Consider the following 11,613-nt stretch of genomic DNA (forward strand, 5'->3'; position numbering starts at 1 on the left):
ACGCAAGGTTTACAGCAAGAGTCTTGCAACATGCGGAAAAGGTTTTCAGCAGCTGGACTTGCCCGCGTAGATCGCGAGGGCCGTGTTGGCGCCCAGCGTCGCCGTGAACTGGCCCGAACTGTTCACGGTGATGCTCGTGTTGTTCTGGACGTTGCAGTACGTTCCCGCGGCCAGCGAAGTGCTGTACGTACGGCTCAGCGCGGAGGTCTCGTGGTTGATGGCCACGAAGCCCTTGCTGCCCCGGCCGAAAGCGATCGCGTCGTTGCCGTTGTCCCACCAGTTGGAGAGCGCTTGCCCCCGGGTGGTGTTGCGGAAGGCGACCATCGACTTGATCTCGGGCCAGGCGTGCTGGCACTTCCAGCCGTCCTGCCAACAGGCGTTGACCGTACCGCCGTTGGGCGGTCCGGCGTCGATGTCGGACCACTCGTAGCCGGAGTTGATGTCGGGGGCGCCGTAGGGGTAGGCGAGCATGAAGACGTTGGCGAGGGTGTAGTTCGCCCCGTCCTTGTAGTTGAGCGTCGAGCCGTTGCGCTCGGTGTCGTGGTTGTCGACGAAGACGGCCGAGACCGAGCTGCTCATGTAGCCCCAGCCCTCGCCGTAGTTCTTCAGGTAGGCGAGGTTCTCGTTGTTGAAGACGCGCTTGAGGTCGTAGGAGTAGCGGAACTCCTGGACGTCACCGTTGCCGGTGTACTCGGTGGGCTGGACGGCCTCGCCCGCGCCGTAGATGGCCTCCTGCTTCCAGTAGACGGACGGATTGCTCAGCCGGGACTTGATGTTGGCGAGGTCGGCGGCCGGCATGTGCTTGGCCGCGTCGACGCGGAAGCCGTCGACGCCGTAGCCGAGCAGGGTGTTCATGTAGCCGGCGATGGCCGACCGGACGTACTCCTCGCCGGTGTCCAGGTCGGCGAGACCGACGAGTTCGCAGTTCTGGACGTTGGCACGGTTGGTGTAGTCGCTGATGCTGGAGGTGCAGTTGTCCATGTCGGCGGAGGAATAGAGGCCCGGGTAGTTGTACTTCGTGTACGAAGAGCCTCCCGTGCCGGTGCCGGATCCGGCCGCCATGTGGTTGATGACGGTGTCCGCCACGACCTTCACACCGGCCGTGTGGCAGGCGCTGACCATGTTCTTGAAGGCGGTGGCGTCGCCGAGCCGTCCGGCGATCTTGTAGCTCACGGGCTGGTACGAGGTCCACCACTGCGAGCCCTGTATGTGCTCGGCGGGCGGGGACACCTGGACGTAGCCATATCCGGCGGGGCCCAGTGTGGTGGTGCATTCCTTGGCGACCGAGTCGAATTTCCACTCGAACATGACGGCGGTGACGTCCTTGGTGCCGGGAGGCGAGGCCGCCGCCGTACCGGGGGGAACGGTCACGGTGACCGCCAGGCCCGCCACGAGGGCGAACGAGGCCGCTAGCGATTTTCTTGCCATGTGGGGTACTCCTGCACTTCGTCGTGCGGGTGGGGGGATCGGAACGTACCGCTTGCAATCATGTTTCAGCAAGATGTCGAAAGAACTTTCAACTTCCTTATTGACGCGCCCCCTTGGGCGGTCTCACGCTCCACACGGGTCAGTTCCGCACCCCCGCGGCCGCGCTGACCGATCCGGAGAGGAGCCGCATCCCCGATGGCCTTACGACGAAGAAGGGTTCCCCTGCTGCTCGCGACCGTCGCGCTGACGCTCGGCGGACTGGCCGCAGTGCCCGCCCAGCAGGCAGCGGCGGCGACGGACACCGGTGTCCCCAACGGTGACGTGATCGCCAACCTGTGGGAGTGGAACTGGAGGTCGGTCGCGTCGGAGTGTACGAACGTGCTCGACCCGGCCGGCTACGGGGCCGTCCAAGTGGCCCCGCCCGCCGAGTCGTTGAAGCAGTCCAGCTACTACTGGTGGGACGTCTACCAGCCGTACTCGTACAACCTGAACAGCCGTTTCGGCACGGCGGCCGGCTTCAAGGCCATGGTCGACACGTGTCACGCGGCCGGCATCAAGGTCTACACCGACGCGGTGATCAACCACACCGCCGCCCAGACCGGCACCGGCTACAACGGCACGGTCGTCACCGGCAAGTACGACACCCCGGACTACGACCCGGCCGACAGCGACGACTGCACCACGACGATCACCGACTGGACCAACCGGTATCAGGTACAGCACTGCGAACTGCTCGGCCTGCCCGACCTGGACACCGCCGAGAGCAACGTCCGCTCGAAGATCACCGGTTTCCTCAACGCGCAGATCGACCTGGGCGTCGACGGCTTCCGGATCGACGCGGCCAAGCACATCGAGGCCGCCGACATGAGCGCGCTCGTCGCCGGACTGCACACCACGACCTCGGGTTCGGCGCCGTACATCACCCAGGAGGTCTATCCCGGCACCCCGCCCTCGCTCGACGAGTACTACGGCACCGGCGACGTCCTCGACTTCACCTTCGCCTCGCAGGTCAAGGCACAGTTCCAGGGCGACATCGCCAACCTGTCGGGTTTCGGCAGCAGTTGGGGGCTGGCCGCCGAGGCGAACTCCACCACCTTCGTCACCAACCACGACACCGAGCGCAACGGCTACTCGCTGAGCTACAAGGACGGCGCGACCGCCCTGCTCGCCAACATCTACCAGCTCGCCCGCGGTTACGGCAGGCCGTCGGTGTACTCCGGCTGGACCTTCAGCCAGAGCGACCAGGCCCCGCCGAACTCGGGCGGCGGCTTCGTCACCGACACGGACTGCGCCTCCGGCTGGTACTGCCTGGACCGTGACACCGCGGTCTCCGGCATGGTCGGCTGGCACAACGCGGCCGCCGGGTACGCCGTCGCCAACTGGCAGTCCCCCGCGTCCAACGTGATCGGCTTCGGCCGGGGCGGCGCCGGTTTCGTCGCCGTCAACAACAGCTCGGCCGCCGACACCCACACGTACACGACCGGTCTCGCGGACGGCACCTACCCGAACGTCATCGACGGCGGCGCCGGCTCGGTCACGGTCACCGGCGGCAAGGCCTCCCTGAGCGTGCCCGCCAAGGGCGCCGTCGCGTTCTACGACCCGGACTACGTCTGCACGGTCAACTGCGGTGGCGGCGGCACCGATCCGGGCACCGGCACGGTCACGGCGACCTTCGACGAGTACGCGTCGACCCCCTCCGGCACGGACGTGTACGTCGTCGGTTCGGCCGCCGCGCTGGGCGGCTGGAACACGGCGAGCGCGGTGAAGCTGTCCTCGTCCGGCTATCCGGTCTGGAAGACGGACGTCCAGGTCCCGGCGAACAGCGCGATCACGTACAAGTACATCAAGAAGGATTCCTCGGGGAACGTCACCTGGGAGTCCAACGCCAACCGGACCCTGACCACCGGCACGGCGGCCGTGACGGCGCAGAACTCCTGGAACGTGGCCGACGCCGCCGCGACGGATCTGACCTTCGGGGTGACCGCGACCACCGTCTACGGCACCAATGTGTACGTCGTCGGCTCGATCCCCGCGCTCGGCTCCTGGAACACCGCCGACGCGATCCCGCTGTCCTCGGCGTCGTACCCGTACTGGGGCCGGATGGCGATCGTGCCCAGGTCGACGTCGTTCACGTACAAGTACATCAAGAAGGACGCGTCGGGCGCGGTGACGTGGGAGTCCGGTGACAACCGTTCCTACACCACGGGCTCGGGCGCCGGGTACGCCGTGAGCGACACTTGGAAGTAGGCACACACACGGAAGCGGTGCTCCGGCCGTCAGGTCCGGAGCACCGCTTTCCGTGCGTGTGTCGACCGCCCGTCGGACGAGCGGTGCGCCGGTGGTCAGGACCGGAGCACCGCTCAGGCGTGGGTCAGACGGCCCACCACACGGTCGTGTCGGCGGGCAGCTTCGCCTCGCCGTCCTTCGACAGGGTCACCTCGCCGCTGGAGACGAGCACCCGGCCGTACGCGGGAACGGTCACGGCCTTGTTCCCCGTGTTCGCGGTGCAGACGAAGTCACCGCGCCGGAAGGCGAGAACTCCCTCCGGTGCGGTCAGCCACGTGACGCCGTCGCCCGCGCCGAGGTCGGCGCGCTCACGCCGGACGGCGAGCGCGTCGCGGTACAGCTCCAGGGTGGAACCGGCCACGCCGGTCTGCGCCTCGATGCTCAGCTCGGCCCACTCGGCGGGCTGCGGCAGCCAGCTGCCGCCGTCGCCGAAGCCGTACGAGGAGCCGGCGCGGGTCCACGGGATCGGCACCCGGCAGCCGTCGCGGAAGCCGTCCTGTCCGGCGCCCCGGAAGTAGGCCGGGTCCTGACGCACCTCGTCCGGCAGGTCGACGACGTCGGGCAGGCCGAGCTCCTCGCCCTGGTACACGTAGGCGGAGCCGGGCAGCGCCAGCATCAGCAGGCTCGCCGCGCGGGCCCGGCGCAGCCCGAGCTCCCGGTCGCCCGCGGTGCGGATCTGGGTGCCGAGGCCGGCCTCGTTGGCGAACCGGGTGGCGTGCCGGGTCACGTCGTGGTTGGACAGCACCCAGGTGGAGGGGGCGCCGACCGGGCGCATCGCGTCGAGCGTGCGGTCGATCACCGCGCGCAGCTCGGCCGCGTCCCAGTGGGAGCCCAGGTACTGGAAGTTGAACGCCTGGTGCAGCTCGTCGGGGCGCACGTAGTTCGCGGTGCGCTCGACGGTGGGCGTCCACGCCTCGGCGACGAAGATGCGCTCGCCCGAATACTCGTCGAGGATCGTGCGCCACTGCCGGTAGATGTCGTGGACGCCGTCCTGGTCGAAGAACGGCGTGACATCGTTGCCCAGCAGTTTCAGCTGTTCGCGGTCGCCGAGGTCCGGCAGGCCCTCCGCCTTGACCATGCCGTGCGCGACGTCGATGCGGAAGCCGTCGACGCCCATGTCCAGCCAGAACCGCAGGATCGAGCGGAACTCGTCGCCCACGGCCGGGTGTTCCCAGTTGAAGTCGGGCTGCTCGGGCGCGAAGAGGTGCAGGTACCACTCGCCGGCGGTGCCGTCGGGCTCGGTGACCCGGGTCCAGGCCGGGCCGCCGAAGATGGACTCCCAGTCGTTGGGGGGCAGTTCGCCGTTCTCGCCCTTGCCGGGACGGAAGTGGTAGCGGTCGCGCAGCGAGGAGCCGGGGCCCTCGCGCAGCGCGCGCTTGAACCACTCGTGCTGGTCCGAGGAGTGGTTGGGCACGAGGTCGACGATGATGCGCAGCCCCAGACCGTGGGCGTCGCGGATCAGGGCGTCGGCGTCCAGCAGGTTGCCGAACATGGGGTCGACGGCCCGGTAGTCCGCCACGTCGTAGCCGGCGTCGGCCTGCGGCGAGGCGTAGAAGGGGCTGAGCCACACGGCGTCCACGCCGAGGTCGCGCAGGTACGGGAGTCGGGAACGTACGCCCTCCAGGTCGCCCATGCCGTCGCCGTTGCTGTCGGCGAAGCTGCGCGGATAGACCTGGTAGATCACCGCGTCGCGCCACCAGTCGCGATGCGCGGCGACGGTGGCGAGAACGGAGTTCGGGGCCTGGTCGGCGGAGTGCTGGCTCATGGCGTCCTTGATGCGATGAGGGTCCCCGCGTCCGGGCGCTGCCGGGCATGGGGAGGAAATCGGCTGTGGGGGCAGACCCTGCTCGCGCGAGGCCGGGAGCACGGGGCGGAAGGCTTCGGGGCGGGGGAAGAGATGAGGCGGCCGCGGTACCGGCGGGGTCGGATGGGCACCGCGGCCGCCACCCGCGCGCGACGAGCGCGCGGGAGACTGGGGCGTTCTGGGGGTGTCCTGGCGGATCAGCCCTTCGTGCCGCCCGCGGTGAGTCCGGTCACCAGGTTCTTCTGCACGAGGTAGAAGAAGGCGGAGACGGGTATCGCGACCAGCACGGCGGTGGCCGCCATCAGGTTGCGCTGCGCGTCGTGCTCGCTGACGAAGCTCTGGAGGCCGACGGCGAAGGTGTACTTCGAGTCGTCCAGCATGAACGTCGAGGCGAAGGCGACCTCACCGAACGCGGTGATGAAGTTGTAGAAGGCCGCCACCGCGAGACCCGGCTTGGCGAGCGGCAGGATCAGCCGGAAGAAGGTGCCGAAGGGGCTCAGTCCGTCGACCCGGCCGGCCTCGTCGATCTCGAACGGGATGGTGTCGAAGTAGCCCTTGAGCAGCCAGGCGCTGTAGGGCACCGCCGTCGAGCAGTAGACGAGGATCAGGCCGAAGTAGCTGTCGATGAGCTTCAGGTCCGAGAGGATCTGGTACATCGGCACGATCAGTACGGCGATCGGGAACATCTGGGTGACCAGCAGGACCCACATGAACTTCTTGTAGCCGGGGAAGCGCATGCGCGAGACGGCGTAGCCGGTGGTGGCCGCGACCATCACGCCGACGACCGTGGTGCCGAGCGACACGATGAGCGAACTCTTCATCCACTCGAAGAAGTTCGTGTGCTGGAGCACGAAGGTGTAGTTGTCGAACGTCATCGTGTCCCAGATGCGTCCGGGGTGCAGGTAGTCGTCCTTGTCCGGACCGAGGGACAGGTAGACCAGCCAGGCGATCGGGAACAGCGCGACCAGGCTCGCGACGGTCAGGATGCCGTGGGAGACGAGCGAGCCGGTGAGGCTGCGCCGGCCGCGCCCACGGGCCGGGCGGGGCGGCTCGACGGACCTGGTGGCCTGGTCGGCCGGAGGCGTCTGAAGTGTGGTGGTACTCATGGAGACTCCTGCCTCAGATCGCGAGCTGCTGGTCATTGCGGTTCAGCCAGCGGCGGTAGAAGGAGGTGAAGACGATCAGGATGGCCAGCAGCAGCATGCCGTAGGCCGCCGACTGAGCGAAGTCACGCGGCTGCTGTCCGAAGCCGAGGTAGTAGGCCCAGGTGACGAGGATCTGCGCGTCCGGTGCCGTGCTGCCGAACAGCAGGAAGATCACGGCGAACTGGTTGAACGTCCAGATGATGCCGAGGAGCACGACGGTGGAGCTGACCGACCTGAGACCCGGCAGGGTCACGAAGCGGAACTGCTGCCACTTGTTCGCGCCGTCCATCTCGGCGGCCTCGTACAGCGTCGCGTCGATGGACTGGAGTCCGCCGAGCAGCGAGACCATCATGAACGGGACACCGCACCAGGTGTTGACCATGATGGCGGCGAAGCGCTGCCAGAAGGTGTCCTCCAGCCACGCGGGCGCCGGCAGGTGCACCGCGTCGAGCATGGAGTTGATGATGCCGCCGTCGGCGAGCATGAAGCGCCAGCCGAAGACGGTGACGAAGGTCGGCACGGCCCAGGGCAGGACCAGGATCAGCCGGTAGACCGTACGGCCGCGCAGCTTCTGGTTGAGCAGCAGCGCGAGGCCCAGGCCGACGCAGTAGTGCAGGGCGACGCAGATGGCGGTCCAGGCGATGGTCCAGATGAAGTGCGACCAGAAGCGGTCGTACGACGTCGGACCCCACAGGATGTCCTTGTAGTTGTCCAGACCGATGAACTTGTAGGTGGCGTCGATGTGATTGACGCCGATCGTGCGGGCCGAGTTGAGGCTGTTGGCGTCCGTCAGCGTCAGATAGAGGCCCCGTACCAGGGGATAGAGCACCAATCCGCCGAGTACGACGACGACCGGGGCGATCATCGCGTACGCGTACCAGTACTTCTGGTACGAGTGCTTGAGACGCTGCATCCGGCCGGGACGCGGTGCTCGGTCACCGCGGCGCTTGCCGGTCGCGCGGTCGATGGCGACTGTCATGGTTCGACACCTTCTGCAAGATCAGGAGTTGGGCGCACACAGCCGGTGGCCGCCGGTTCCGTTCCCCCGGTTCTCGGGGGTCCCCCGGCCCGACCGAGGTCGGGCCGGGGAAGGATCCGGCGGCCACACGGGCTCACTTGCTGAAGTCGGGCACGAGCTTGGCGATGGCCAGCTCGACGTTGCTCAGGCCCTTGTCCAGGGACTCCTTGCCACCCGCGATCTTCGGCAGCTCGGTGTCGAGCGGGCCCCACAGGGAGCCGTACTCGGGCAGCGCCGGGCGCGGCTGGGCGGCGGGGAGGACGCCCTGGTAGCCGGCGATGCCCGGGTTGGCCTTGACCTCGTCGGTGTAGGCGTCGTCACGCGTGGGCAGCGTGGAGTTCTTCAGCGCGATGGAGGCCTGGGACTTCGCCGAGGTCATGAAGTTGACGAACTTCAGCGACGCGGCCTGGTGGGCCTTGTCCGAGCCGGCGTAGACCGAGAGGTTGTGACCGCCGGTCGGGGCGCCCGCCTTGCCGCTGGAGCCGGCCGGGACGGTGGCGATACCGAGGTTCGCCTTGTCCGCGAACGCCGAGCCCTTGTAGAAGTTGGTGATCTCCCACGGGCCCTGGATGATCGAGGCGACCTTGCCGTTGACGAAGGCGTCCTGGATGTGGGCGTACGCGTCGGCGGTGGTGTCCGCCTTGTGCAGACCCTTGCCGGAGAACAGACCCTGCCAGGTGCTGAACGCCTTCTTGGCCTCGGGCGAGTTCACCGTGATCTTCTTGGCAGCGGCGTCGACCGTGTTGGTGCCCTCGCCGTACAGGAAGGACTGCGCGTAGTAGGCCTGGGTCGAGCCCCAGTAGCCGTCGACGCCGGTCTTCGACTTGATCTTCGCGGCGGCGGCCTTCAGGTCGGCCCAGGTCTTGGGGGCCTCGGTGATGCCGGCCTTCTTGTACAGCGCCTTGTTGTAGACGAGCGCGAGGGTGTCGGTGACGAACGGCACGCCGTACGTCTTGCCCTCGTACTTGGCCTGCTCGATCAGACTGGGCTGGAACTTCGCCTGGTCCGCGAGGGCCGCCGTGCCGTCGAGCGGCAGGAGGTAGCTCTTCTTCGCGAAGGCCGGGGTCCAGCCGACCTCGGAGCGCAGGACGTCCGGGGCGCCGGAGGCACCGGCGGCCGTGTCGAACTTGTTCTGCGCCTGGTCGAAGGGCACGTTGACGTACTTGACCTTGATGTTCTTGTTGGCGGCCTCGAACTCCTTGGCCAAGGCCTGGTACGTCGGCGCCTCATTGGTGGCGTTGGACGTGTCCCACCACGTGATGGTGACCGGCCCGCTGGCCTTGTCGCTGCTGTCACTGCCGCTGCCGCCGCAGGCCGTCGCCGCGAGGGCGAAAGACGCCACCAGCGCACTGGCCGCTATGCCACGCCGCATGAGTTCTCCTTGAGGGTGAAAGCCCGAGTAGGTGGGGAACCGGTCCCGCCCGGTCCCCTTGCCGACTTGCCGACTGCGCCGTTGCGTCCGCCGGGCGACGTGAACGTAACAGCGATGTAAGCGGCGCGAAAGACCTTGCAGCAAAAAAGTGCAAGACCTGACGACAGTTACGTGCCCGTGACCTCGCGGCAGCCGTCCCGAAACCCTGCTACCAGGCCGATCAGCAGACATACGGACGTCTGTGCAAGACTCTGCAAGCTCTTGCCACGGGTGGCGCGTACGGGGATCATCGGCCGTCAGCGCCTTGCAGGAGCCACCCCTTTCCGCGCGGCGCACGCACGGGACACCGAGCCGACCAGAACACGAGGGAGCGCGATGACGCAGCAGCCCGGAGCGGGCCGATCAACCGCCCGCACACGGCGTCTGGTTGGTGGGCAGGGTGAGATGCGACCGGTACAGTCCAATCCTGTGACCACACGGCTTGCCGACATCGCAGCCCAGGCGGGGGTCAGTGAGGCGACCGTCAGTCGCGTCCTGAACGGGAAGCCGGGCGTCGCCGCGACCACGCGGCAGTCCGTCCTGGCCGCGCTCGACGTACTGGGCTACGAGCGCCCGGTGCGTCTGCGGCAGCGCAGCGAGGGCCTGGTGGGCCTCATAACCCCCGAGCTGGAGAACCCGATATTCCCTGCTCTCGCGCAGGTGATCGGGCAGGCCCTGACGCGCCAGGGCTACACCCCCGTGCTCGCGACCCAGACCCCGGGCGGATCCACCGAGGACGAGCTGACCGAGATGCTGGTCGACCGCGGGGTCGCCGGCATCATCTTCGTCTCCGGACTGCACGCCGACACCTCGGCCGACATGCAGCGCTACGAGCAGCTTCGGGGACGCGGTGTCCCCTTCGTCCTGGTCGACGGCTTCTCGCCGAAGGTGCAGGCGCCGTTCATCTCGCCGGACGACCGCGCGGCGATGGCTCTGGCGGTCACCCACCTCGCCTCCCTCGGGCACACCAAGATCGGACTGGCCCTCGGCCCCAAGCGGTTCGTGCCGGTGCAGCGCAAGATCGAGGGCTTCGTGCGCACGATGCAGGAGCAGCTGAACCTGAGCCCCGCGGACGTCGAGGAGCGGCTGGTCCAGCACTCTCTGTACACGCTGGAGGGCGGCCAGGCCGCCGCGAGCGCGCTCATGGACCGCGGCTGCACGGCGATCGTCTGCGCCAGCGACATGATGGCGCTCGGTGCGATACGGGCGGCACGTCAGCGCGGCCTGGAGGTCCCCACGGACATCTCGGTCGTGGGATTCGACGACTCGCCGCTGATCGCCTTCACCGACCCGCCGCTCACGACGGTCCGCAAGCCGGTGCCGGCGATGGGCCAGGCCGCGGTGCGCACGCTGCTGGAGGAGATCGGCGGGACGCCCGCGCCGCACAGCGAATTCGTGTTCATGCCGGAACTCGTGGTGCGCGGTTCGACCGCTTCTGCCCCTGGGGACCGGAATCGTCCCTGAGCAGGACGACAAAGGGGGCGAAGCACTCCCACAGGTGTAGAAAGTGCGGCCAGGACCCGACCGGAGCATCATCGGTGAGGGAAGGCTTTTCTGGCAGACTCTGTGCCTATGGGTGATTCGACCGTGACGACACTGGAAGGCCGGGATCAGGCCGCTCCACAGCCCGTCGCGGAGGAGAAGGCGGGGAACAGACTCCTGCGTCGTATGCGGGCCCCGCGTCGCCCCCGCGTCTGGTTCGAAGTCCTGCTCATCGCCATGAGTTACTGGACGTACTCGCTGATCCGCAACGCCGTGCCGGAGCAGAGACACGAAGCGCTCCGCAACGCGGACTGGATCTGGCGGATGGAGCACCACCTCGGGGTCGCCGTCGAGGAATCGGTCAACCACGCGGTGAACTCGGTCGGGTGGCTGATCATCGGGATGAACTACTACTACGCGACCCTGCACTTCGTGGTGACGCTGAGTGTTCTGGTCTGGCTGTACCGCTGTCATCCGGGCCGCTACGCGGCGGCCCGTCTCGCACTTTTCGCCACCACGGTGGTGGCACTCGTCGGCTACTACCTCTTCCCGCTGGCGCCACCCCGTCTGATGACCGGCAGTACCTTCGTCGACACGGTCGCGGTCCACCAGACCTGGGGCTCGATGGCCTCCGGCGATCTGAAGCACATGTCCAACCAGTACGCGGCGATGCCGTCCATGCACATCGGCTGGTCCCTGTGGTGCGGGCTGAGCCTCTTCGCACTGGCCAAGGCCCCCTGGGCGCGCATCCTCGGCGTCCTCTACCCGACGGCCACCCTCGTGGTCATCGTCGCCACCGCCAACCACTTCTGGCTGGACGCGGTGGGCGGCGCGCTCTGCCTCGCCTTCGGCTTCCTGGTGGCACGCCTGTGGTACGGCGCGCTGCCGTACGCGCTGCCTCAGTGGGTGCCGGGGACGAGGCGGGTCACCGGTGGTCCTGCGGACGAAGACCTGAACGACGTACGGATGAGGGCCTGAGCGACGGCGTCCGGACGAGGGCTTGAACGGCCACGTTCAGGCGTCCGGAGGCCGTTCGGGA

The 11,613-nt window shown here is 67.9% G+C and carries 8 protein-coding genes; 3 read left to right on the forward strand and 5 right to left on the reverse strand.

All coding sequences use genetic code 11. The features are described 5' to 3' along the window. Positions 1 to 45: 45 nt before the first annotated feature. A complete protein-coding gene (locus tag OG410_RS13120; protein WP_329299296.1) occupies positions 46 to 1,428 on the reverse strand; it encodes an alpha-amylase in 1,383 nt (460 codons plus the stop codon). A gap of 195 nt (positions 1,429 to 1,623) precedes the next feature. Here OG410_RS13120 and OG410_RS13125 point away from each other — a divergent pair, with 195 nt between their 5' ends. After that, entirely contained in the window at positions 1,624 to 3,675 is a 2,052-nt protein-coding gene (locus OG410_RS13125; RefSeq protein WP_329299297.1) for a carbohydrate-binding module family 20 domain-containing protein, read from the forward strand. A gap of 124 nt (positions 3,676 to 3,799) precedes the next feature. Here the strand turns inward: OG410_RS13125 and OG410_RS13130 are convergent, their stop codons facing one another. The 4 genes from OG410_RS13130 to OG410_RS13145 all read right to left on the reverse strand — a co-directional run bounded on the left by OG410_RS13130 (position 3,800) and on the right by OG410_RS13145 (position 9,053). Continuing rightward, entirely contained in the window at positions 3,800 to 5,479 is a 1,680-nt protein-coding gene (locus OG410_RS13130) for a glycoside hydrolase family 13 protein (protein WP_329299298.1), read from the reverse strand. A gap of 236 nt (positions 5,480 to 5,715) precedes the next feature. Continuing rightward, positions 5,716 to 6,624 carry a sugar ABC transporter permease gene (locus OG410_RS13135; RefSeq protein ID WP_329299299.1) on the reverse strand — a complete coding sequence of 303 codons (909 nt, stop codon included), beginning with the start codon at positions 6,622 to 6,624 and terminating at the stop codon, positions 5,716 to 5,718. 13 nt (positions 6,625 to 6,637) lie between these two features. After that, complete coding sequence (locus tag OG410_RS13140; protein WP_329299300.1) at positions 6,638 to 7,642, reverse strand: carbohydrate ABC transporter permease; 1,005 nt, start codon at positions 7,640 to 7,642, stop codon at positions 6,638 to 6,640. Positions 7,643 to 7,775: 133 nt separating this feature from the next. Further along, positions 7,776 to 9,053 carry an extracellular solute-binding protein gene (locus OG410_RS13145; protein ID WP_329299301.1) on the reverse strand — a complete coding sequence of 426 codons (1,278 nt, stop codon included), beginning with the start codon at positions 9,051 to 9,053 and terminating at the stop codon, positions 7,776 to 7,778. 468 nt (positions 9,054 to 9,521) lie between these two features. Between OG410_RS13145 and OG410_RS13150 the strand changes: the two genes are divergently transcribed. Both OG410_RS13150 and OG410_RS13155 read left to right on the forward strand, forming a co-directional pair. Beyond that, positions 9,522 to 10,556, forward strand: a complete 1,035-nt coding sequence (locus OG410_RS13150; protein ID WP_329299302.1) for a LacI family DNA-binding transcriptional regulator — start codon at positions 9,522 to 9,524, stop codon at positions 10,554 to 10,556. A gap of 108 nt (positions 10,557 to 10,664) precedes the next feature. Continuing rightward, on the forward strand, positions 10,665 to 11,552 hold the full coding sequence (locus tag OG410_RS13155; protein ID WP_329299303.1) for a phosphatase PAP2 family protein: 888 nt from the start codon (positions 10,665 to 10,667) through the stop codon (positions 11,550 to 11,552). Positions 11,553 to 11,613 lie beyond the last annotated feature (61 nt).

The organism is Streptomyces sp. NBC_00659, from assembly GCF_036226925.1.
Classification (GTDB): domain Bacteria; phylum Actinomycetota; class Actinomycetes; order Streptomycetales; family Streptomycetaceae; genus Streptomyces.

What these genes read in the sequence shown, in the direction of transcription:
- OG410_RS13120 (WP_329299296.1), bottom strand. Translation starts at nt 1,428, where the DNA reads ATGGCAAGAAAATCGCTAGCGGCCTCGTTCGCCCTCGTGGCGGGCCTG.
- OG410_RS13125 (WP_329299297.1), top strand. Translation starts at nt 1,624, where the DNA reads ATGGCCTTACGACGAAGAAGGGTTCCCCTGCTGCTCGCGACCGTCGCG.
- OG410_RS13130 (WP_329299298.1), bottom strand. Translation starts at nt 5,479, where the DNA reads ATGAGCCAGCACTCCGCCGACCAGGCCCCGAACTCCGTTCTCGCCACC.
- OG410_RS13155 (WP_329299303.1), top strand. Translation starts at nt 10,665, where the DNA reads ATGGGTGATTCGACCGTGACGACACTGGAAGGCCGGGATCAGGCCGCT.
- OG410_RS13140 (WP_329299300.1), bottom strand. Translation starts at nt 7,642, where the DNA reads ATGACAGTCGCCATCGACCGCGCGACCGGCAAGCGCCGCGGTGACCGA.
- OG410_RS13145 (WP_329299301.1), bottom strand. Translation starts at nt 9,053, where the DNA reads ATGCGGCGTGGCATAGCGGCCAGTGCGCTGGTGGCGTCTTTCGCCCTC.
- OG410_RS13135 (WP_329299299.1), bottom strand. Translation starts at nt 6,624, where the DNA reads ATGAGTACCACCACACTTCAGACGCCTCCGGCCGACCAGGCCACCAGG.